The following is a 21,550-nucleotide window of genomic DNA, read 5'->3' as shown; positions in this document are numbered from 1 at the left end:
CCCATTTACCGGATTCCTAGCCGCGCCCGGCCGGGGCGCGGTGTAGTATCGAACCGCCACATGGCTGAGCCTTTCCTGGAGTTGCGCGTGACACTACGCATTTTTTCCTTTGCCTTGTTCGCGGCCGCGGCCGGCTGGCTGGGTCCGGCCCACGCCGGCGTCTGCGATGCACGCTTCATGCACGATGGCGGCGCGGTGCAGTTGACCGGGTCCGGCAACCTGAGCCTGGGCGCAGACCTGACCTTTGCAGAAGTGTCCAAGGCCGACTCGTCCAATTGCCGCGCCCGCGTGCAGGGCACGGCCAGTTTCAGCTATGCCGGGCTGCCTGCCGGCAAATCGCGGCTCGACTATCTGATGACCATCAAGAATGGCCAGGCCGAATTCGTCCGCTACGACAAGGCCGGCGAAGAGCCCGGGCGCGGCGGGCAATTCGACTTGCGCATGCTGGGCCTGTTCGCCTACGACGGCAAGATGGCCGAAGGCCAGACCATGCCCGGCGGCACCTATCGCCTGAATATCGGCAAGGACGCGCCCGTGGGCGGCCAGCCCACCACGGTGGTGCGCATCGGCCAGAAGGCCGTCGGAGCGCAGCAGACGCTGGACACCGCGCTGGGGCGCCAGTCTTGCTGGCCCATCCGCTATACCCGCGATACCGATCCCACCCTGGCCACTTTCCAGGGCATTACGCTGCCGATCCCGGGCATGAAAACCGTGGTCACTGATTGGTATTGCCCGGCAGTCAACCTCGTCATGCGCCAGGACATCGACCAATCGGGCATGAAGTCGGCGGTTGAGATTACCCAGATCAAGTAGCAGTCGGTATCACCACAGGCTGCGAAATGTGACCTGGCGCTGGTATGATGATTTCGTCACCGACACATCAACAGGAGCCTGTATGACCACCCGACGTTCCGAGGAAGTCGCCAAAGAAAAACTCATCGACAGCGTCAAGAGCAGCCTGACCGATGCAGAGAACCTGTTGCGCGAAGCCGCATCCAGCTCGGGCGACAAGGCCAACGAGCTGCGCGACCGCGCGATCATCTCGCTCAAGCGCACCCGCGAAGCCCTGTACGACGCGCAGGACGCCGTGCTCGAGCGTGGGCGCAAGGCTGCGCGCGCCACCGACGACTACGTTCATGACAATCCCTGGCAGGCCATCGGCATCGCAGGCGTGACCGGCCTGCTGCTGGGTCTGCTCATCGCGCGCCGCTAAGACGCCGGGCCGGCCGCCTGGCTGCTGGCCCGCTCTAGCCCATGAGCTTGCGCACATCTGTATTCGGCGTGGCCGGCAGCCTGGTCGGGCTGCTGCGCACCCGCCTGGAATTATTCGCCCTTGAAGCCGCCGAAGAAAAATCCCGGCTGATCAAGGTGTTGGGCATGGCCTTCGCCGCCTTGCTGTTCCTGACGCTGGCGGTGCTGGTGTTCAGCGTGACGGTGGCGGTGGCGTTCTGGCCTACCGAAAACCGCTATCTGGCCCTGGGCCTGCTGGCAGGCCTGTACGCCCTGATCGGGCTCGGGCTGTTCCTGGCGGTACGCCGCGAACTCGTGTCCGGGCCCGTGCCGTTCGCGGCCACGTTCGAAGAGCTCGGCCGCGATGCCGACCTGCTCAACAGCGTGCGCACGGCTCAGGCCGAACAGGACGCCGAGGCCGCCCGCCGGCACGACGAGGGCTGACCACCATGGCCAACCGGTCTTCTTCCATCGACCGCGCCGTGCGCATCGAACTGCTGCGCGCGCGCGCGGCCATCGAACGCGAATCGCTGGCGCACGACATCGCATCTGCCAGCCGTTCGTTGCAGCCGCGCAATCTGGTCAAGCGCTGGTTGCCCGGCCTGTCGGGGGGCAACTTGTCGGGGCTGGTGTGGCAGGGCGTCGCGCTGGCGCGTCGCTACCCGTTCATCAGCTCGACGGTGTCGGCGCTGATCATGGGGCGAGGCAAGCGGTCGCGGCTGTTGCGCCTGGCGGGCGGTGCGCTGCTGGGCTGGCAGGCGCTCAAGGCCTGGCGCGGCTCGCGCCAGGACGACCCGGCGCCGCCCCCGCGCTGATCACAAGCCCAGTTCGCCCCATATGTCATCGACGCGCTTTTTGACCGCGGCGTCCATGGCGATGGGGCGGCCCCATTCTCTGTCGGTTTCGCCCGGCCACTTGTTCGTGGCGTCCATGCCCATCTTGCCGCCCAGTCCCGATACCGGCGACGCGAAGTCCAGATAGTCGATAGGCGTGCGGTCGACCAGCACCGTATCGCGCACCGGATCCATGCGCGTGGTAATGGCCCATACCACCTCGTTCCAGTTGCGCGGGTCGATGTCTTCGTCGACGACGACGATGAACTTCGTATACATGAACTGGCGCAGCACGCTCCATAGCCCGAACATCACCCGCTTGGCATGGCCGGCGTACTGCTTGCGTATCGATACGACGGCCAGGCGGTAGCTGCAGCCTTCGGGGGGCAAGTAAAAATCGACAATCTCGGGCAGCTGGCGGCGCAGCAGGGGCACGAATACTTCGTTCAGCGCCACGCCCAGCACGGCTGGCTCATCGGGCGGCTTGCCGGTGTAGGTGGAATGGTAGAGCGGGTCGCGCCGCATGGTGATGCGGTCCACGGTAAAGACCGGAAACCAATCCTGCTCGTTGTAGTAGCCGGTGTGGTCGCCATACGGGCCTTCCAGGGCCATCTCGTAGCCGGTATCCGGCGGGGGCGGGGCGCCTTCGGGAACCACCGGGGCGGCCGCGCGCGGGTCCGACGCCGGCAGCAGGTGGCCTTCGAGCACGATTTCAGCCCATGCCGGCACCGACAATTCACTGCCCAGCGCCTGCCCGACTTCGGTGCGCGAGCCGCGCAGCAAGCCCGCGAACTGGTATTCGGACAGGCTGTCGGGCACCGGGGTGACCGCGCCCAGTATGGTGGCGGGGTCGGCGCCAAGCGCCACGGCCACCGGGAAGGGGGTGCCTGGATACGCGCGCGCGTGCTCGCGGAAATCCAGCGCGCCGCCGCGGTGCGACAGCCAACGCATGATCAGCTTGTTGGGCGCGATTGGCTGTTGGCGGTAGATGCCCAGGTTCTGGCGCCGCGCGTTGGGGCCACGGGTGATGACCAACCCCCACGTCAGCAGCGGGGCCACGTCGCCGGGCCAGCAGGTCTGGATCGGCAGGCGGCCCAGGTCCACGTTTGCGCCTTCCCAGACGATTTCCTGGCATGCCGGGCTGCGCACGCGCCGGGGCGCCATGTCCCACAGGGCCGACTTCAGCATGGCCACTTTGCCCAGCGCATCGCGCAGGCCGCGCGGGGCCTCGGGTTCGCGCAACGAAGCCAGCAGTTCGCCCGTATCGCGCAGCGCGCTGACGTCATCGGCGCCCATGCCCCACGCCACACGCTGCGGCGTGCCGAACAGATTCGCCAGCACGGGCATGCTGGCGCGCTGGCCCTGGTGCACGGCGTGCTCGAACAGCAGGGCCGGGCCCTGCGCGCGCAACACGCGATCGGAGATCTCTGTCATTTCCAGATGCGTCGACACCGGCGTGGCAATGCGCTTGAGCTGTCCGCGACGCTCTAATTGCTGCAAAAAGTCTCTAATGTCACGATATTTCACTACAAATCCTGGTTATTTCGTTACATTTTTCTGGCTGAACAGAGGTTAACATCCAGTGCTTCTTTCCACGCAGGAGGTCACCATGCCCGATGCGTCAGTGGCGGGCCTGTTTCGTCAGGCCGCCCAAGGAGTGCACCACCAGTTTGCCGAATGGCTTCGGATCTGCTGTACCTACCTTGGTATAGCGGTAATCGTCACGGTAAGCATGGGATTCGCCGTACCTGGTTTGCGCGACCAGGCCTTGCAGGTGCACAAAGCCTTGTTGACCGCTCTCGCGCCTACATCCGCCCCGTCCGGCTTCGCCGAATCGGCCTACGATCCCGCCTATGACACCCCTTCAGTGGTTGCCATGGCGATTCCCGCTGCGCCCACCAGCAACGCCACAGGCTTTCTGGGCCCGCTGCGCAGCGACCTGCCACCCGCGCCGCCCAAGGCAAAGGTGCGCAGCACCGTCTCCGGCCCTCAGGTCGAGGCGTTGCGCAACTATATCTCGCGCAAGTACCGCGTGGCGTACGATGCGACGTCCGTACTGGTAAGCACGGTATACAAAGTCGCGCGTGAAAAAGAGCTGGACCCGCTGCTGCTGTTGGCAGTGATCGCCATCGAATCCCGCTACAACCCGTTTGCCGAAAGCTCGATGGGCGCGCAGGGCCTGATGCAGGTCATGACCCGCGTGCACCAGGACAAGTTCGACAAACTGGGAGACGGCCTGAACAATCCGCTGGACCCGATCGCCAATATACGCGTGGGCACTACCATCCTGCGCGACTGCATCGACCGGCGCGGCTCCATCGAAGGCGGGCTTGCCTGTTATGTAGGGGCCACCGGCCCCAGCGATGGCGGTTACGGCGCCAAGGTACAGGCCGAACGCCGACGCCTGGCGCTGGCCGCAGGCATCGCGCTGGCGCGCGACTGACCGACACCGGGACTCGTTCGTGGGTGTCTGACACCCTGCGGGAGTCAGACACCGACGGGGTGCTGCCGCGCCGTCATTCCGGTGTCTGACTCCGAAGGTGTCAGACACCCTGCGGGAATCAGTCACCAACTGGGTGCTGCCGGGCCGTCATTCCGGTGTCTGACTCCGAAGGTGTCAGACACCCTGCGGGAGCCAGACACCGACTGGGTGCTGCCGGGCCGTCATTCCAGTGTCTGACTCCGAAGGTGTCAGACACCCCCTGCCGCCTACAACAACACCCCCTGCATCCGGTGCACCGCTTCTTGCAGGCGGTCCAGCCCGGTGGCGTACGACACGCGCAGGGTGTGGTGCCCGTGCGCCGGGCCGAAATCCACGCCCGGCACGGCGGCTACCCCGGCTTCGTGCAGCAGCCGGTGCGACAGCGTCGGGCTGTCCATGCCCAGCCCGGCGATGTCGGCATAGATATAAAACGCGCCGTCGGGCTTGACCGGCACGTGCAGCCCCAGTTTCTCGAATTCCGGCAGCAGATAGTCGCGCCGCTGCTTGAACGCGTCGCGGCGATGTTCGTAGATCTTCAAGGTGTCGGGCGCAAAGCAGGCCAGCGCGGCGTGCTGCGCCAGGGTGGGCGCGCAGATTGCCAGGCTGGCGGCGATCTTCTCGACCGCGGCCGCCAGGCGCTGCGGTACGATCATCCACCCCAGGCGCCAGCCGGTCATGTGGAAGTACTTCGAAAAACTGTTGATGACGATGATATCGTCGTCCAGCGTCAGCGCAGAACGCGGCGCGTGTTCGTAGCTGAGCCCCAGGTAGATTTCGTCCACAATGGCAAAGCCCTGGCGCTCGCGCACCGCGTGCAGTAATGCGGCCAGCTCGTCGCGGGCGATCGAGGTGCCGGTGGGGTTGCTGGGCGAGGCCACCAGAACCCCGCGCGTGGCGTCCGTCCAGTGGTCGCGCACTTGCTGCGCCGACAACTGGAAGCGTGTCTCGGCACTGCCGGGTATCAGCCGCGGCCGCCCGCCGGCGGCCAGGATGAAATTGCTGTTGGCGGGGTAGGACGGGTCGGGCATCAGCACTTCGGCGCCTGCGTCGACCAGCGCCGCGCACGCCAGCGATAGGGCGCCCGAGGCGCCCGCGGTAACGATCACGCGCGACGGGTCCACCGTCGCGCCGAATTCACTTGCGTAGAATCCGGCTATGGCCTCGCGCAGCCCTGACAGGCCGGCTGGCGCGCTGTAGCCGCTGAGGCCAGCGCGGGCGGCGCGTTCGAGCGCTTCCACCACTTGCTCGGGCGCGGTAAAGTCCGGTTCGCCTATACCCAGGCTGATGATGTCTCTTCCCGCGGCTTGTAATGCCTGGGCTTCTTTGAACAGTTCTACGACTTGAAAGGTAAGGAAATCCCGGGCGCGGGACGCTAGGCGCAGCATGATGGTTCTCGCAACGAAAAAGGAATTGTAGATGCAGCCATCGCGGCGCGCTTTCTTGTTCGGCCGGCGGCTGCCCGCCACCCCCTGGGACACGTTCCGCCAACGCCTGGCGCGGGCGGCGCAAGGCCCGCTGCAAGAATTGCATCCGGGGCCGGTGGGTCGCGCGCGGCTGGCGCCGGCGCGCCCGGAAGATGTGCGCCACGCCCGTGCGTTGTGCGCGGAGTATGGCGTGGCCCTGTTGCTGGAAGGCTGCGGCGATCCGGCCGGTCTCGAGGGGCGCCCGGTCTTGCAGGTTGATCCGGCCGGTCTTGCGGAATTGGCGCCGGGGCCGGGGCCGGGCCTGTGGCAGGCCGGCCCGGGTTGCCGCCTGCGCGATCTGGCAAACGCCGGACTTGACCAGTTCAGCGCTGCGCCGCCCGACGCCACGCTGGCGGCGTGGCTGGCCGGCCCGCAGCCCTGGCTGTCGGGCGCCACGGCGGCCAGCGGCGTGCTGGGGGTGGATATGCTGTTGAGCGACGGTACCGCCGAAACCCTGGGGCCCTTCGGCCCCGGCGACCAGCGTCCGCTGCGGTCGGCTGCCATACAGCGCCTGGTGCCCGCGTTGTTCCAGCTGTCGGCTACCCCCGATGCCGCGGCCTGCCGGCAAGAAACCGCCTGGGCCTGCCGTTTCCGGCTGGATGCCCTGTTGCCCGACCCGCCGTCCGAGGTGAACCTGGCTCATCTGCTGCTGGGCCAGGGTGGGGCGCTGGCCTGGATCGAGCGTGTCGTACTGGCGCCGCGCGCCGGCGCGCCCGCCGGCTCAGTCACCCCAGTCACCCCCGTCGCCCCGCCGCCCGAACTGGCCGGGCCGGCGCGCCGCCTGGAAGTGCGCATCAAAGACCTCTTCGATCCGCTGGATCTGTACGCGCCCTAAAAAAGAGCGCCGCCGGCCGATATACAGGCCCGGGGTAAGATAGTTGCGGCGCTAAGCGCTAGAATCGCCGCCTGAGTCTAGAATCCCTTTTTCGTGTACTTACCGAGTAGCCCGCCTTATGGACGCCACCTTTCGCAAAGCCGCGCTTGAATATCACGAGTCCGGTCGCCCTGGCAAGATCTCAGTCACTCCGACCAAGCAATTGTCGAACCAGCGCGACCTGGCATTGGCGTATTCGCCCGGCGTGGCTGCCGCTTGCGAAGAAATCGTGGCCGATCCGGCCAACGCAGTCCGCTATACCGCACGCGGCAACCTGGTAGGCGTCATCACCAACGGCACGGCCGTGCTGGGGCTGGGCAATATCGGCGCGCTGGCGTCCAAGCCCGTCATGGAAGGCAAGGCGGTGCTGTTCAAGAAATTCGCCGGGCTCGATGTTTTCGACATCGAAATCAACGAAACCGACCCCGACAAACTGGTCGAGATCATCGCCGGCCTGGAGCCGACCTTCGGCGGCATCAACCTCGAAGACATCAAGGCTCCCGAGTGCTTCATCGTGGAACGCAAGCTGCGCGAGCGCATGAAGATCCCGGTGTTCCACGACGACCAGCACGGTACCGCCATCTGTGTTTCGGCCGCCTTCATCAATGGCCTGAAAGTCGTTGGCAAGCCGCTGGACAAGATCAAGCTGGTGACCTCGGGCGCCGGCGCCGCGGCGCTGGCCTGCCTGAATCTCATCGTGGATCTGGGCGTGCCCATCGAGAACATCTGGGTCACCGACATCGAGGGCGTGGTATACGAAGGCCGCACCGTGCTCATGGACCCGGACAAGGCGCGCTTCGCCCAGAAAACCGACAAGCGCACGCTGGCCGAGGTCATTGAAGGCGCGGACGTGTTCCTGGGGCTGTCCGCCGGGGGCGTGCTCAAGCCCGAAATGGTCAAGACCATGGCGCCGCGTCCGGTGATCCTGGCGCTGGCCAACCCCAATCCCGAGATCCTGCCCGAAGACGCCCATGCCGTGCGCGACGACATCGTCATGGCCACGGGCCGTTCCGACTACCCGAACCAGGTCAACAACGTCCTGTGCTTTCCGTACATTTTCCGCGGGGCGCTTGATGTCGGCGCCACCACCATTACGCGCGAAATGGAAATGGCCGCGGTGTACGCCATCGCCAAGCTGGCCCAGGAAGAGCAGAACGAAGTGGTGGCGGCCGCCTATGGCACTTACGACATCAGCTTCGGCCCCGAATACCTGATTCCCAAGCCGTTTGACCCGCGCCTGATCACCCGCATCGCGCCCGCGGTGGCCAAGGCGGCCATGGAAGGCGGCGTGGCCACCCGGCCGCTGGCCGACCTCGAGGCATACACCGAGCAGCTGCAGCAGTTCGTGTACCACTCGGGCGCTTTCATGAAGCCGGTGTTCTCGGCTGCCAAGAGCTTCGTGCGCGAGGGCGGCAAGGCGCGCGTGGTGTTTACCGAAGGCGAAGACGAGCGCGTACTGCGCGCCGTGCAGGTGGTGGTGGACGAAGGCCTGGCCAAGCCCATCCTGGTGGGTCGCCCGGCCGTGCTGGCCGCGCGCATCGAAAAATACGGCCTGCGGCTGCGCCTGGGCGAAGACGTCGAAGTCACCAACCCCGAATACGACGAGCGCTTCCACCGCTACTGGACGACGTACTGGGAAATGATGTGCCGGCGCGGCATCACCAAAGAAATGGCGCGCGTGGAAATGCGCCGCCGCCTGACCCTGATCGGGGCGATGATGGTGCACCTGGGCGACGCCGACGGCATGATCTGCGGCACCGTCAGCACGTATGCCGAGCACCTGCGCTTTGTCGATCAGGTCATCGGCAGGCGGCCGGGCGCCAATGTGTACGCAGCCATGAATGTGCTGCTGCTCAACGAGCGCATGGTGGCGCTGGTGGATACCCACGTCAACGATGAACCCACTGCCGAGCAGATCGCCGAGTTCACGATCGCCGCGGCCGAAGAAATGTCGCGCCTGAATCTGGTGCCCAAGGTGGCGCTGCTGTCGCGTTCCAACTTCGGCACCGGTAGTTCGTCGTCGGGCGCGAAGATGCGCGACGCGCTGGCCCTGATACGCGAAGCGGCGCCGCACCTGGAAGTCGATGGCGAGATGCACGGCGACTGCGCGCTGGACGAGGCGCTGCGCCTGCGCATCCTGCCGTCATCGACCCTGAAGGGCGAGGCCAACTTGCTGGTGTGCCCGAGCGTGGATTCCGGCAACATCGCGTACAACCTGCTCAAGACGGCCGCCGGCGGCAACGTGGCCGTGGGTCCGTTCCTGCTTGGCGCCAATGCGCCGGTCCATATCCTGACATCGAGCTCCACTGTGCGCCGCATCGTCAACATGACGGCGTTGGTCGTCGTCGATGCCAACGTCCCCAGGTAGCAAACCGGCCTCCATGCACGCGCGCGGCCCGGTAACCGGGCTGGTGCTTACCGGGGGCGGCGCGCGCGCCGCCTACCAGGTCGGCGTGCTGCACGCCATTTTCGATATTCTCGATCCTGGGCAGCGGCACGGGCTCGCAAATCCGTTTCCCATCATCTGCGGCACCTCGGCGGGCGCCATCAATGCGGCCGCGCTGGCGTGCCGCGCCGACCGTCCGCACCTGGCCGTGCGGCGCATCCGGCGCCTATGGGAAGCGCTGGGTACCGACATGGTGTACCGCGCCGACGCGCCCGGCCTGATCAAGACCGGGGTGCGTTGGCTGGGGCTGCTGACGCTGGGCTGGATGTTCTCGGGGCTGGCGCGCGAGCGCCCCCGCTCGCTGCTCGACAACCGGCCACTGGCCGACCTGCTGACCCGTGCGCTCGATTTCAGGCACCTGCAGGCCAACCTGGCGGGCGGCGCGCTGTCGGCGGTGGCCATTACGGCGTCCGGCTTTACCAGCGGCGAACACCTGACCTTCTACCAATCCAACCATCCCATCGAACCCTGGCGCCGGTCGCTGCGGCGCGCCGTGCCGACGCGCATCGGCGTCGATCATCTGATGGCGTCGTCGTCTATCCCCTTTGTGTTCCCCGCGCAAGCCATCGACGTGCACGGGCAGACCGAATGGTGCGGCGACGGTTCGATGCGTCAGCTGGCGCCCATCAGCCCGGCCATACACCTGGGGGCGCAACGCGTGCTGATCATCGGCACCGGCTACCGGGACGACACCCATCCCGAAAAGCGCGCCGAAGCGCCGCCGTATCCCTCGCTGGCGCAGGTGGGCGGCCATGTGCTGTCCAGCATCTTCCTGGACGGATTGTCGATGGACGTGGAACGCCTGGAGCGCATCAATGAACTGGTCGAACGGACATCGTACGAGCCCGGTTCGGGGCCAGATGTCCGGCGGGTGAACGTTCTGACCATTACGCCGAGTCAGTCGCTCGATTTGCTCGCGCTCGACTATCTGAAAGAAATGCCCTACGAGGCCCGTACACTTTTTCGGGTTCTCGGTGTATCGTCCGACCCTGACCGCCCGGGTGGCGGCGCATTGATGTCATACCTGTTGTTTGAAAGTGCCTACACCCGGCGATTGATTGAACTGGGTTATGCCGATACGATGCGGCGTATCGAAGAGGTCGCGGGCTTTTTCAAGGAGGGCCAGGCATGACGCGAAATGGCCAGTCTACGCTGCAACGCCAGCTGAATCGGGGCGGCGCGCTCGAGCATGACGGTTTGCAGAAAGAGGCCGTGGTCGAGGCCTCGCGCGAACTCGGCCTGGCATTGCTGGTGGCCGATTGCGACCGGGCGCGCAGCCGCTCGGCCGTACTGCGCGCCATCGCCAAGGCGGTGGATTTTCCCGAGTATTTCGGCGGCAATCTCGACGCCCTTTACGATTGCCTGTGCGACACCGTGCTCGATCAGAAGGTGGGCGTGGTGCTGTGGCTCTATCGCCTGCATTCGGGCGATCCTGCCCTGGAAGCAGACTCTGTCCAGATCGAGGCCGTGTGCGCGGACGCCGCCGAATTCGCCCGTGACAATGGCCGCGTCTTCACGTATGTAATCGAACACGCAGGCAAGCACCCCGACCCCGAACCCGGCGTCGCGGCCGCCCCGTACGGCGAAAGCTGAATCCCCCTTCGGCCAGGTGTCACCAAAGCGCCCCCGTGCGGGCACCGAGGTGTCTGACTTCCGAAGGGGTCAGCATCGTGCGGGAGTCAGACACTGGCCGGGGACCCGCGGCGCCGCCGGCAAGATACCCGCCCCGCCGCCGCGCGCCGGTGTCTGACTCCGAAGGTGTCAGACACCCTTGCCTGCCTCGACACCTACCATCCGAGCAGGGCAGTCGTGGCCGCGATGAGCGCCAGCCCTGCGGTTTCCGTGCGCAGCACGCGCGGCCCGTAGCGCACGGCCAGCACATTGTGGTGCGCGGCCAGTTCCAGTTCTTCGTCCGACCACCCCCCTTCGGGACCCACCAGCAGGCTGACCTGCTCAAGCCCCGTGTGTCCGGCCAGCGCCTCGGGCAGGCTGGGCACGGCCTCGGGGTGGCACAGCAGGCGCACGCCGTCGCATGGCTGCTCCAGCCAGGTGCGCAGGTCGGTGGGGGCGTCGACCGCCATGACGCGGTTGCGGCCACATTGCTCCGAGGCGGCCTGCGCCACGCGCGCCCAATGCGCCAGGCGCTTTTCCAGCCGCGCGCCGGACAGTTGCAGCACGCTGCGCTGCGCGGCAATGGGGCTGACCCGGCAGGCGCCCAGCTCTACCGCTTTTTCCACGACCCAGTCCATCTTGTCGCTTGCCGGCAGGCCCTGCACCAGCACGACGCGGCCCGCCAGTTCGGCCTCGCGCGGGTTGTGCGCACCCAGCAGCGCCCAGGCGTCTTTCCCTTCGGTGTGCAGCGTGGCGGGGTATTCACCGCCTCGGCCGTCGAACAGCACGATCTGCGCGCCGTCGCGCAGCCGCAGCACGCGTACGGCATGGTGCGCCAGCGCGGCCGGCAGAAGCAGGCGGGCGCCGGCCGAAAGGGGCGCTTCACAGAAAAAACGCGGCAAGGACATAGCAGGCATGCGGGGCGCGACGGGGCGCCGGGAACCGGTCAAGCGCGTAAGCCTACCACTGTGCGCGCCGGGCTGGCAGCCCTGGCGGCGCGGGCCCGACCATGTTCCAGATGGTAAAATCATGAGCTTCGCAACCCCGCCCAAGCTGGCCCGTCTTTGCGGCGCGCCAGCGCTTACGACCCTATTTCCGCATGAGCCTATCCACCGCCCAACCCCTCGCCCTGGCGGATGCCATCCGCGTCCTGGCAATGGACGCCGTCCAACAAGCTAATTCGGGGCATCCCGGCGCACCGATGGGCATGGCGGAAATCGCCCAGGCCCTTTGGCTGGGGCATATGCGTCACAATCCCGCCGACCCCGCCTGGCCCGACCGCGACCGCTTCGTGCTGTCCAACGGCCATGGTTCGATGCTGATCTACGCGTTGCTGCACCTTACCGGCTACGACCTGCCCATCGAAGAGATCAAGCAGTTCCGCCAGTTGCATTCGCGCACGCCCGGCCACCCCGAAGTCGGCATCACCCCAGGCGTCGAAACCACCACCGGGCCGCTGGGCCAGGGCCTGGCCAACGCGGTGGGCATGGCCCTGGCTGAAGCGCTGCTGGCCGCCGAATTCAACCGGCCGGGCCTGCCCATCGTCGACCACTACACCTACGCCTTTACCGGCGACGGCTGCCTGATGGAAGGCATCTCGCACGAGGCCTGCTCGCTGGCGGGCACGCTCAAGCTGTCCAAGCTGGTGGTGCTGTACGACGACAACGGCATCTCCATCGATGGCCACGTCGAGCACTGGTTCGCCGACGATACCGCCACCCGCTTTGAAGGCTACGGCTGGAACGTCATCCGTGGCGTCGATGGCCACGACGTGGCAGCTGTCGACGCGGCCATCGCCCAGGCGCGCCAGCAATCCGAAAAACCCACGCTCATCGTGTGCCGCACCATCATCGGCAAGGGTTCGCCCGCCATGGCCGGCACGCACAATGTGCATGGCGCGCCGCTGGGCGCCGAAGAAATCGCCGCTACCCGCGTGGCGCTGGGCTGGACGGCCGCGCCGTTCGAAATCCCGCAGGCCGTGCGCGAAGCCTGGGATGCCCGCGACACCGGGGCGCAGGCCCAGGCCGCCTGGCAGGCCACGTTCGATGCGTACGCCGCGCAATATCCGGACGAAGCCGCCGAGTTCATGCGCCGCATGAAGGGTGAACTGCCCGCCGACTTCGCCGAACGCCTGCAGGCCTTCGTCGAAGCCACCAGCCAAAAGGCCGAAACCGTGGCCACCCGCAAGGCCTCTCAGTTCGCCATCTCGGCCCTGGCCGGCATGCTGCCCGAACTGCTGGGCGGCTCGGCCGACCTTACCGGTTCCAACTACACCGACTGGAAGGGCGTCGCGCCGGTGCGCGCTGGCGACAACGGTATCCAGTTCGGACGCCACATCAACTACGGCGTGCGCGAATTCGGCATGGCCGCCGTCATGAACGGCATCGCGCTGCATGGCGGATATCTGCCGTTCGGCGGCACCTTCCTGACATTCTCCGACTACTCGCGCAATGCCATCCGCATGGCCGCGCTCATGAAACAGCGCGTCGTGCACGTGTTCACGCACGACTCCATCGGCCTGGGCGAAGACGGCCCCACGCACCAGTCCATCGAGCACGCGGCCAGCCTGCGGCTCATTCCCAACCTGTCGGTCTGGCGTCCCTGCGACACCACGGAAACCGCGGTTGCGTGGGGCGCGGCCGTATCCCGGCCCGCCAGCATCGGCATGGACGTGAACGATGGCGGCCCCACCGCGCTGCTGCTGTCGCGCCAGAACCTGCCCTTCGTGCCGCGCGATGCCGCCACGGTGCAGGCCATCGCCCGCGGCGGCTACGTTTTGAAAGACCCCGAAGGCGCGCGTGCCGTTATCATCGCAACGGGTTCCGAGGTTGCCATTGCGCTGGCCGCGCAAGAACAACTGGCGGGCGAGGGCATTGCGGTGCGCGTGGTTTCCATGCCCAGCACCGACGTCTTCGATCGCCAGGACGCCGCCTGGAAGCGTTCCGTGCTGCCGCCCGGCTTGCCGCGCGTGGCCGTCGAGGCCGGCACCACCGGGCTGTGGCACAAGTACGTGGGCCTCGAAGGCGCCGTGGTCGGCATCGACCGCTACGGCGAATCGGCCCCCGCAGGAGCCTTGTTCAAGTTCTTCGGGCTGACCGCCGACAAGGTGGCCGAGACCGTCAAGCAAGTTTTGTAAAAAGGAGCTCTAGTCATGACTATTCGCGTCGCCATCAACGGGTACGGCCGTATCGGCCGCAACATCCTGCGTGCCCACTACGAAGCTGGCAAGAAACACGACATCGAAATCGTGGCCATCAACGATCTGGGCGACCCCAAGACCAACGCGCATCTCACGCGCTTTGACACGGCGCACGGCAAGTTCCCGGGCACGGTCGAGGTCGACGGCGACTTCATGGTGGTCAACGGCGACAAGATCCGCGTGCTGGCCAACCGCAACCCGGCCGAACTGCCCTGGGGCGAACTGAACGTCGACGTGGTGCTCGAGTGCACCGGCTTCTTCACCTCCAAGGAAAAGGCCAGCGCCCACCTGAAGGGCGGCGCGAAGAAGGTCATCATCTCGGCGCCCGGCGGCAAGGATGTCGACGCCACCATCGTGTACGGCGTGAACCACGGCGTACTGAAGGCCACCGACACCGTTATTTCCAACGCCTCGTGCACCACCAACTGCCTGGCCCCGCTGGTCAAGCCGCTGCATGACAAGCTGGGCATCGAAAGCGGCCTGATGACCACCGTGCACGCCTACACCAACGACCAGGTCCTTACCGACGTCTACCACGAAGACCTGCGCCGCGCGCGTTCGGCCACCATGAGCATGATCCCCACCAAGACCGGCGCCGCCGCCGCGGTGGGCCTGGTACTGCCCGAACTGAACGGCAAGCTCGACGGCTTCGCCATCCGCGTGCCCACCATCAACGTGTCCATCGTCGACCTGTCGTTCGTGGCCAAGCGCGAAACCTCCGTCGATGAAATCAACAGCATCCTGAAGGCGGCCTCCGAAGGCGAGCTCAAGGGCATCCTCGACTACAACACCGACCCCCTGGTATCGGTCGACTTCAACCACAACCCGGCCTCCAGCACCTACGATTCCACGCTGACCAAGGTGTCGGGCCGCCTGGTCAAGGTGTCGTCGTGGTACGACAACGAATGGGGCTTCTCGAACCGCATGCTCGACACCACCGTCGCGCTGATGTCGGCCAAGTAAGCAGCATGGCAAAGGTCCAAACCCTGTCCGCGCTGGCCAAGGCCGGCGCGCTGCACGGCAAGCGCGTATTCATCCGCGCCGACCTGAACGTGCCTGTCGATGACGCCGGCAATATCACCGAAGACACGCGCATACGCGCGTCGGTGCCGGGCATCCGCCTGGCGCTCGACGGTGGCGCCGCCGTCATGGTGACGTCCCACCTGGGGCGTCCCACCGAAGGCACGCTGACCCAGGCCGATTCGCTCGGCCGTGTGGGCCAGCGCCTGTCGCAGCTGCTGGGCATGCCCGTGCAACTGGTGCAGAACTGGGTCGATGGCGTCAATGTCGATCCGGGCCAGGTGGTGCTGTTGGAAAACTGCCGCGTCAATGCGGGCGAGAAAAAGAACGACGAAGCGCTGTCGCGCAAGATGGCCGCCCTGTGCGACGTCTACGTCAACGACGCCTTCGGCACCGCGCACCGCGCCGAGGCCACCACGCATGGCATCGCGCGTTTTGCGCCGGTAGCCTGCGCCGGCCCGCTGCTCGAAGCCGAACTCGAGGCTTTGGGCCGCGCCCTGCATGAACCCGGGCGTCCGCTGGTGGCCATCGTGGGCGGTTCCAAGGTGTCTACCAAGCTGTCCATCCTGAAGTCGCTGGCCGACAAGGTCGACCAGCTGGTCGTGGGCGGAGGCATCGCCAACACGTTCATGCTGGCCGCCGGCCTGCCGATCGGCAAGTCGCTGGCCGAGCCCGACCAGGTCGACGAAGCCCGCGCCGTCATCGAGCTCATGAAAAAGCGCGGCGCCGAGGTTCCCATTCCTGTAGACGTGGTGTGCGCCAAGTCGTTCGCCGCCGATGCGCAGGCCACCGTCAAGGCGGCCGACGCGGTCGCCGACGACGATCTCATCCTCGACATCGGCCCGCAGACCGCCGCGCAATTGGCCGGCATCCTGCAGGCTGCCGGCACCATCGTATGGAACGGGCCCGTGGGCGTGTTCGAGTTCGACGCGTTTGCCCAGGGCACCGAAGTGGTGGCCAAGGCCATCGCCGGCTCGTCCGCGTTTTCCATCGCGGGCGGCGGCGACACGCTGGCGGCCATTGCCAAGTACGGCATTGCCGACAAAGTGGGGTATATCTCCACCGGCGGCGGCGCGTTCCTCGAGTTCCTGGAAGGCAAGTCCCTGCCCGCCGTGGCCATCCTCGAAGAACGGGCAGCTTGACCCCAAGGGTGTCAGACACCTACGGAGTCAGACACCGGCTTGCGGCGTGGCGCTATTCAGGTGTCTGACACCTACGGAGTCAGACACCGACTTGCGGCGTGGCGCTATTCAGGTGTCTGCAGACACCGGCTTGCGGCGTAGCGCTATTCAGGTGTCCGACACCTACGGAGTCAGACACCGGCTTGCGGCGTAGCGCTATTCAGGTGTCTGATACCTACGGAGTCAGACACCGGCTTGCGGCGTGGCGGTGGTCAGGTGTCTGACTCCCGCAGGGTGTCAGACACCATACGCCTTCGAGACGCCATACCCTTACGCTCATTTGCTTCGGCGTGCGGTGGTTGCCTTGCGCGGCGACGGTTGCTTTGTAGACGGCCTGGCTGCTGAGCCTGCCGCCGCCTTTGCCGCTGGCCTGGCCGACGGCTTCGCTGCGGTTTTCCTCGTTGCCTTGCGGCGCCCCGCCGGTTTGCCCTGATCGGCGGGCATTTCGCGCGCCAGCGCCCGTTCTGCGGCGGCGCGGAAGATCTGTTCCATTTCTTCCATGTGCGCCTGCGCACCTTCGCTGAGCGGCCCGATGGCTTGCAGCACGTGGCGCATGGTGCCGAATGCATCGCGGATCTGAGCGGCGGTGGCGTTCTGCAGCAGTGTCGGCATGGCCTGCAATGCGGCCTTGCTGTCCAGGCGCATCATCAGAGCCTGGTCGCGCGCGACGTCCTTGAACTCTTGCAGCGCAAGGGAAGAATCCGCATCGGCCCGCATCTTGCGCAGCATCGCGAAGCTGCGCTCGTCGAAGCTGCCTTCGGCGCTGGACACATACAACAGCATCCGCATGGCGGCTTCGCGTACGCCGCCCTGGTCCATCAGGGCGTGCAGTTCACCGGCGCGCTCCTGCATGAATGCGTGGTGCTCGGGCGACACGCCGGGATGCTTGCGAGGCGCCCCGCTGCGCGCGCCCAGCCCGGCCCAGTCCTGCACCAGCGGCGAGCCATACACGTTCATGAACAGCTGCTCGCCCGCGGCGTCGCGCCATTCCCTGAACAGGTCCAGCCCGGCCTCGATCGCGTTGGACGCCATGCGTTCCAGCGCCAGATAAGGATTGTCCGGCGACACGGGCTGGCGGTGCAGGCGCGCCTGCGCGGCCGCCTGCGCCGCGGGTGCAACCCAGGGGTTGCGATCGGAAATCAGTTCGTAGGGCAGGCGCAGCGGGTGCATGCGCTGCAGCCATTGCGCCGACTGCGGCGTGACCAGGGCGCGCACCCATGGCCGCACAAAGCTGCGGTACAGCCCGAGATTGATGTCGGAAATGCGCGCTACCGCGGCGAAGCGGCGGTCGTCTTCTTCGTTGGGCTGCACAATGGCGCGCACGTCCTCGACCTTGCGCCGCGCGAACGACAGCACGTAGTCGCCCCGCGCAAGGTCGGCGTTGGGGGTGTCGGGCGTCTTGTCGGCGATTTCCGCCTGGTAGATGCCGGCTGGCAGCACGTCGATCAAATCGATATTGGCGGTGAATTCCTGGTGTTCCTTGCGGGCCACGCTTCCGGACACAAAAATGCCCAGGTGGCCGATGCTTTCATGTACCGCGTAAACAATCGTCTGGTTGTGCGCCACTACTTCGGCATCGTCCTGGTACAGGTCGGGAATCCAGCCCAGCGCCTGCGGCGGCGGAGTGATGTTGTCGCCCTTGGAGCAGAACACAATAATGGGCGAGCGGATATTGCGCAGGTCGATGCGTATGCCGTCGGACGTGACCAGGCCCGCGGTGGCCAGCCGATTGCCGATGAACAGGTTGTCGACGATGTACTGGATCTCGGGGGCATTCAGGAACACGTGGCCGCCCCACCATTTTTCGAAGCTCAGGTAGCGGGACGCTTCCGTGTCCACGTTTGCGTACAGGTTGTACTGCTTGCTCCACAGCGTATTGGCCGGGTTCAGGTTCTCGAAATTCTGCACCAGCCAGGCGCCGTCGAAGCTGCCATTGCCCAGGTCGCTTGCCAGTTCGGTCAGCCAGCTGCCGCCCAGCAGCCCGCCGGTATAGCGCATGGGGTTGCGGCCTCGCCAGCCCGCCCAGTAAGACAGGGGGGCGCCCGCCACGATGATGGGCCCGAACAATTCCGGGCGCATCGCCGCCGTCATCATGATCTGCCAGCCCGCCTGGCAGTTGCCCACCACCACGGGCTTGCCTTCCGATTCGGGGTGTCGAGCGATGATTTCTTCCAGAAAGCGCGCCTCGGCGCGCATGACGTCTTCGACCGTTTGCGTGGGCGTGGGCTGGGGCAGGAACGACGCAAAATAACAGGGGTGGCCCGCGCGCACCGCCACGCCGATCTCGCTTTCGGGCTTGAATCCGCCGATGCCGGGGCCATGGCCGGCACGCGGGTCCACCACCAGGAAAGGACGCTTCTGCGGGTCTACCGCCACGTCGTCGGGCGGCAGGATGCGCAGCAGGCCGTAGTTCACCGGGCGGGCGAATTCACGGCCATCAAGCACCAGTTCGGACTTCATGCTCAGCACATTGGGCGCGCGCTTGGCCATGTGGCTGTGATACTGGTTGCCGCGCTGGCGCATCACGTCTGCATACAGAATGCTGCGCTGCAGCGCGTCCACGGCGTATTCGTAAGCGCTGGCCCAGGGGTTCAGGGGCGTGGCAGGGCTGTTGGCGGGGGAAGCGGTCATGATGGGGGAATCCAGTGGGGGCCGGCGGCGGCAACAGCGGTTGTCGCGCCGAACAATAAGCATCAGGCCCATTACAACGTAATCTATGCTGCGACGCAACAAAAGACGGGCGTGGCCCCCGGCACGCCCGTCGACTTCGTACAACGACCAGGGTAATGCTCAGTTCACTTTCAAGCCCGCCTTGACGGCAATCTTGGACCACCGCTCTACATCGCGCGCGACATCGGCCCGCAACTCGTCCGAGGAAGAAGGGGCGGGCGTGGCGCCCGCGGATTTCAGGAAGGTGGCAAATTCCTGTTCGCGCACGATGGCGGCGATTTCCTGATTCAGCCGCTCGCGAACTTCCTTCGGCGTGCCGGCGGGTGCAAAGACGCCCCACCAGAGTTCGACCACATAGTCCAGCCCGGACTCGCGTATGGTTGGAATCTCCGAGAAGTCAGGGTCGCGCTGGGCCCCGGTAAATACCAGCTTGGGAAGCTGGTCTGCGACAGTGCCGCGGATGGACGCGATAGAGGTGATGGTGAAGTCGATTCTTCCCGCCACCAGATCAAGCAACGCCGGACCCGTACCCTTGTAATTCACCGCCATGGTACGAATGCCGGCCAGATCGTTCAACAGCTCGGTTGCCAGCTGGCTGTTGTCGCCCAGACCGGCGCTACCGTAGTTCAGCTTTTCTGGATTCGCCTTGGCATAATCGACAAACTCGGAAAATGTTCTGGCCGGGAAATCCGTGCGCGTGACCAGCAGGAAAGGGGCCGCCGCCACGCGCGAAACCGGGTCGAAAGCGGTGACGGGATCGTATGGCGTCTTTTGCACGGCTGCCGAGGTCGCCAGCGAACTGGACATGAACAATAAGGTGTAGCCATCGGCAGGAGCCGAAGCGACGACCTGTGCGCCGATGGTGCCACCGCCCCCGCCCCGATTTTCCACGACAACGGGCTGGCCCAGGCGTTGGGACAGCTCTTGCGCAATGCGCCGCCCTATTACGTCGTTACTGCCGCCCGTTGCAAACGGCACCACCATCCGGATGGGCTTGGCGGGCCATCCGTCCTGCGCCATTGCAGATGAGACGGGCGCGGCTGCCATGATGCAGGCGGCCGTCACGCCGAGAACCGACACTAGCTTGCGAAAATGCATTTTGATGTTCCCCTTGTCGAAGTAGTGGTGTTATATGGCGGATAGTTACTCGCCCAGAATCAGCTCGCGCGCGGCATCGATGTCCGTTATCAATTTCGCGACCGTAGAGATGGCCTGCCGTGTTCCCTCGGTGATCGCCTCCAGGCCCATGCGCAGCCCGTCCGGATACATCATCAGGCGGTACACGCACGCCGAGCCGGGCATGCCTGACGCGGGAATCGTGATGGCGCCTGCGCTCTGCAGTAGCACCATTGCGGCGGCCGCAGTGGCCTCGATGGGAACCAGCTCGCATCGTGCCGCGCCGCTTTCCTGCAAGGCGAGCTCCAGCAGATCTTCTCCTGACACTGCAACGCCAGCGCCGGCGCGATAAGCCTTGCCTTTGACAATGGGCTGTATGGCTTTCATGACTTCTTCCGCAAACAACCCCGCTTCGCGGATGGGGGCGGCATTGAAGTCCGTCATGGCATTCAGCCCGGCCACGATCGAGCCCAGTTGTGCTTCAAGTCCGAACATGAACGCGATGGTGCGGACCTGCGCCACCAGATCGCGCCGGCCTGCCAGCATGCCCGAGCGCGGGCCGGTCAGGTGCTTGTCCAGCGACCAGAAAGCCACATCGGCGCCCATTGCAAGCGGCGGGGTTTCGCCATAAAGCGAAATCCGCGCCGCCATGTGGGCGTCATCCAATACAACGATCGCCCCTGCGGCCCTGGCCGACGCAATGGCGGCGCGGACATCCGGCTCGGGCATGTGATGCTTCGAAGGCGATATGGTGGTGATCACCACCATCGCCGGCCTGGCACCGCCGTGTTGAAGGCCCTGCGCGAATGCCTGGGCGCCGATGTATTCGACAAACTGCCCTCCCGCTGCTGCAACGGAGTTCTTTATCGAAGGGTGGCATCGGTCTGCCGCGACCACCGAATGAACCATCTGCCCTGGCTTAATGAGCGCCAGCATGGTCGCCAGGGCGGCCGAGCTTACCCGATTGCACAATAAGGCATCGTGCATGGGCGTCGATCCCCCCATGAACTCCAGAGCGGTGGGGACGATCTGGTTCGTATCGATCGCGGCGAAATCAATGTACGAGCGCAGCTTTGGCGAGTCGTCGGGACGGAAGCGGAACCCTCGGATCAATCCGGTCAGGTTGAACAGCGACCCGTCGCCCAAGGCCGCATGGCGCTCGTGCGCCATGCGGTGTGCCTTTCTTTGTCGTACCACCTCGTCGGCATTGCTACGCAGAATCCGGCCGCGAGCATAGGAAACGGTGGGGTCGAGGGGGTTGCCAAAGCGATCCGCGGCGGCTGAAGGCGCCGCGCCATATTGGGGGTGGCTCACTGAGTCTCCATTTACGTGACGTTGTCAGGCCGGGCTGGCCTAATAATTTGTCGTATTGTACGGGCAACCATACAATTAGGGGCAAATATTTGATATGCCTCGAAGGCCCCA

General features: G+C 65.8%; 18 protein-coding genes. 12 read left to right on the top strand and 6 right to left on the bottom strand.

Going from position 1 to position 21,550, the window contains the following annotated elements; all coding sequences use genetic code 11:
- Positions 1-60 precede the first annotated feature (60 nt).
- The 4 genes from CAL19_RS13710 to CAL19_RS13695 all read left to right on the top strand — a co-directional run bounded on the left by CAL19_RS13710 (position 61) and on the right by CAL19_RS13695 (position 2,045).
- Positions 61-813: a hypothetical protein gene (locus CAL19_RS13710; RefSeq protein ID WP_231494581.1), complete on the top strand. Its 753-nt coding sequence runs from the start codon at positions 61-63 to the stop codon at positions 811-813.
- An 82-nt stretch (positions 814-895) separates the two neighbouring features.
- Positions 896-1,213, top strand: coding sequence for a DUF883 family protein (locus CAL19_RS13705; RefSeq protein WP_026639965.1), 318 nt, complete (start codon positions 896-898; stop codon positions 1,211-1,213).
- Positions 1,214-1,254: 41 nt separating this feature from the next.
- Complete coding sequence (locus tag CAL19_RS13700) at positions 1,255-1,674, top strand: phage holin family protein (protein ID WP_094797060.1); 420 nt, start codon at positions 1,255-1,257, stop codon at positions 1,672-1,674.
- Between the two features lie 5 nt (positions 1,675-1,679).
- The gene (locus tag CAL19_RS13695) at positions 1,680-2,045 is read left to right on the top strand and encodes a hypothetical protein (RefSeq protein WP_026639967.1); all 366 of its coding nucleotides are present in this window, start codon (positions 1,680-1,682) and stop codon (positions 2,043-2,045) included.
- On the opposite strand, the gene ubiD is transcribed toward CAL19_RS13695, so the two are convergent.
- Positions 2,046-3,590, bottom strand: coding sequence for a 4-hydroxy-3-polyprenylbenzoate decarboxylase (gene ubiD, locus CAL19_RS13690; RefSeq protein WP_094797059.1), 1,545 nt, complete (start codon positions 3,588-3,590; stop codon positions 2,046-2,048).
- A gap of 82 nt (positions 3,591-3,672) precedes the next feature.
- On the opposite strand from ubiD, the gene CAL19_RS13685 reads away from it, so the two are divergent.
- A complete protein-coding gene (locus CAL19_RS13685; RefSeq protein ID WP_026639969.1) occupies positions 3,673-4,506 on the top strand; it encodes a lytic transglycosylase domain-containing protein in 834 nt (277 codons plus the stop codon).
- 266 nt (positions 4,507-4,772) lie between these two features.
- Here the strand turns inward: CAL19_RS13685 and CAL19_RS13680 are convergent, their stop codons facing one another.
- Complete coding sequence (locus CAL19_RS13680; RefSeq protein ID WP_094797058.1) at positions 4,773-5,930, bottom strand: pyridoxal phosphate-dependent aminotransferase; 1,158 nt, start codon at positions 5,928-5,930, stop codon at positions 4,773-4,775.
- Between the two features lie 31 nt (positions 5,931-5,961).
- On the opposite strand from CAL19_RS13680, the gene CAL19_RS13675 reads away from it, so the two are divergent.
- From CAL19_RS13675 to CAL19_RS13660, 4 genes are all read left to right on the top strand, one after another.
- Positions 5,962-6,843 carry a hypothetical protein gene (locus tag CAL19_RS13675; RefSeq protein ID WP_094797057.1) on the top strand — a complete coding sequence of 294 codons (882 nt, stop codon included), beginning with the start codon at positions 5,962-5,964 and terminating at the stop codon, positions 6,841-6,843.
- Positions 6,844-6,961: 118 nt separating this feature from the next.
- Positions 6,962-9,250 carry an NADP-dependent malic enzyme gene (locus tag CAL19_RS13670; protein WP_026639972.1) on the top strand — a complete coding sequence of 763 codons (2,289 nt, stop codon included), beginning with the start codon at positions 6,962-6,964 and terminating at the stop codon, positions 9,248-9,250.
- 13 nt (positions 9,251-9,263) lie between these two features.
- A complete protein-coding gene (locus tag CAL19_RS13665) occupies positions 9,264-10,460 on the top strand; it encodes a patatin-like phospholipase family protein (RefSeq protein WP_026639973.1) in 1,197 nt (398 codons plus the stop codon).
- Positions 10,457-10,921, top strand: coding sequence for a barstar family protein (locus CAL19_RS13660; protein WP_026639974.1), 465 nt, complete (start codon positions 10,457-10,459; stop codon positions 10,919-10,921). Before CAL19_RS13665 ends, CAL19_RS13660 begins: the two co-directional genes overlap by 4 nt.
- Before the next feature lie 194 nt (positions 10,922-11,115).
- Here the strand turns inward: CAL19_RS13660 and CAL19_RS13655 are convergent, their stop codons facing one another.
- On the bottom strand, positions 11,116-11,847 hold the full coding sequence (locus CAL19_RS13655) for a 16S rRNA (uracil(1498)-N(3))-methyltransferase (RefSeq protein ID WP_026639975.1): 732 nt from the start codon (positions 11,845-11,847) through the stop codon (positions 11,116-11,118).
- A gap of 191 nt (positions 11,848-12,038) precedes the next feature.
- Here CAL19_RS13655 and tkt point away from each other — a divergent pair, with 191 nt between their 5' ends.
- From tkt to CAL19_RS13640, 3 genes are read left to right on the top strand one after another with little or no spacing between them, the layout of a single operon-like run.
- Positions 12,039-14,075, top strand: a complete 2,037-nt coding sequence (tkt, locus tag CAL19_RS13650; protein ID WP_026639976.1) for a transketolase — start codon at positions 12,039-12,041, stop codon at positions 14,073-14,075.
- Positions 14,076-14,090: 15 nt separating this feature from the next.
- Positions 14,091-15,101 carry a type I glyceraldehyde-3-phosphate dehydrogenase gene (gene gap / locus CAL19_RS13645; protein WP_026639977.1) on the top strand — a complete coding sequence of 337 codons (1,011 nt, stop codon included), beginning with the start codon at positions 14,091-14,093 and terminating at the stop codon, positions 15,099-15,101.
- Positions 15,102-15,106: 5 nt separating this feature from the next.
- The gene (locus CAL19_RS13640; protein WP_051423787.1) at positions 15,107-16,300 is read left to right on the top strand and encodes a phosphoglycerate kinase; all 1,194 of its coding nucleotides are present in this window, start codon (positions 15,107-15,109) and stop codon (positions 16,298-16,300) included.
- Between the two features lie 315 nt (positions 16,301-16,615).
- Here CAL19_RS13640 and CAL19_RS13635 read toward each other — a convergent pair whose 3' ends face one another.
- From CAL19_RS13635 to CAL19_RS13625, 3 genes are all read right to left on the bottom strand, one after another.
- Positions 16,616-18,970: a DUF3141 domain-containing protein gene (locus tag CAL19_RS13635; protein ID WP_026639979.1), complete on the bottom strand. Its 2,355-nt coding sequence runs from the start codon at positions 18,968-18,970 to the stop codon at positions 16,616-16,618.
- 159 nt (positions 18,971-19,129) lie between these two features.
- A complete protein-coding gene (locus tag CAL19_RS13630; RefSeq protein WP_038852387.1) occupies positions 19,130-20,107 on the bottom strand; it encodes a Bug family tripartite tricarboxylate transporter substrate binding protein in 978 nt (325 codons plus the stop codon).
- A gap of 45 nt (positions 20,108-20,152) precedes the next feature.
- Entirely contained in the window at positions 20,153-21,439 is a 1,287-nt protein-coding gene (locus tag CAL19_RS13625) for a PLP-dependent transferase (protein WP_141214387.1), read from the bottom strand.
- Positions 21,440-21,550: the final 111 nt, after the last annotated feature.

It is taken from the genome of Bordetella genomosp. 7 (genome assembly GCF_002261265.1).
Lineage (GTDB): Bacteria > Pseudomonadota > Gammaproteobacteria > Burkholderiales > Burkholderiaceae_B > Bordetella_A.
The sequence above is the reverse complement of the archived record's forward strand: the minus strand, read 5'-3'. Positions and strand labels throughout refer to the sequence as shown.

Excerpts from the sequence above, each read along its gene's own strand:
- CAL19_RS13710 (WP_231494581.1), top strand. The coding sequence starts at position 61 with ATGGCTGAGCCTTTCCTGGAGTTGCGCGTGACACTACGCATTTTTTCC.
- CAL19_RS13705 (WP_026639965.1), top strand. The coding sequence starts at position 896 with ATGACCACCCGACGTTCCGAGGAAGTCGCCAAAGAAAAACTCATCGAC.
- CAL19_RS13700 (WP_094797060.1), top strand. The coding sequence starts at position 1,255 with ATGAGCTTGCGCACATCTGTATTCGGCGTGGCCGGCAGCCTGGTCGGG.
- CAL19_RS13695 (WP_026639967.1), top strand. The coding sequence starts at position 1,680 with ATGGCCAACCGGTCTTCTTCCATCGACCGCGCCGTGCGCATCGAACTG.
- CAL19_RS13685 (WP_026639969.1), top strand. The coding sequence starts at position 3,673 with ATGCCCGATGCGTCAGTGGCGGGCCTGTTTCGTCAGGCCGCCCAAGGA.
- CAL19_RS13680 (WP_094797058.1), bottom strand. The coding sequence starts at position 5,930 with ATGCTGCGCCTAGCGTCCCGCGCCCGGGATTTCCTTACCTTTCAAGTC.
- CAL19_RS13675 (WP_094797057.1), top strand. The coding sequence starts at position 5,962 with ATGCAGCCATCGCGGCGCGCTTTCTTGTTCGGCCGGCGGCTGCCCGCC.
- CAL19_RS13670 (WP_026639972.1), top strand. The coding sequence starts at position 6,962 with ATGGACGCCACCTTTCGCAAAGCCGCGCTTGAATATCACGAGTCCGGT.
- CAL19_RS13665 (WP_026639973.1), top strand. The coding sequence starts at position 9,264 with ATGCACGCGCGCGGCCCGGTAACCGGGCTGGTGCTTACCGGGGGCGGC.
- CAL19_RS13660 (WP_026639974.1), top strand. The coding sequence starts at position 10,457 with ATGACGCGAAATGGCCAGTCTACGCTGCAACGCCAGCTGAATCGGGGC.
- CAL19_RS13655 (WP_026639975.1), bottom strand. The coding sequence starts at position 11,847 with ATGTCCTTGCCGCGTTTTTTCTGTGAAGCGCCCCTTTCGGCCGGCGCC.
- tkt (WP_026639976.1), top strand. The coding sequence starts at position 12,039 with ATGAGCCTATCCACCGCCCAACCCCTCGCCCTGGCGGATGCCATCCGC.
- gap (WP_026639977.1), top strand. The coding sequence starts at position 14,091 with ATGACTATTCGCGTCGCCATCAACGGGTACGGCCGTATCGGCCGCAAC.
- CAL19_RS13640 (WP_051423787.1), top strand. The coding sequence starts at position 15,107 with ATGGCAAAGGTCCAAACCCTGTCCGCGCTGGCCAAGGCCGGCGCGCTG.
- CAL19_RS13635 (WP_026639979.1), bottom strand. The coding sequence starts at position 18,970 with ATGACCGCTTCCCCCGCCAACAGCCCTGCCACGCCCCTGAACCCCTGG.
- CAL19_RS13630 (WP_038852387.1), bottom strand. The coding sequence starts at position 20,107 with ATGCATTTTCGCAAGCTAGTGTCGGTTCTCGGCGTGACGGCCGCCTGC.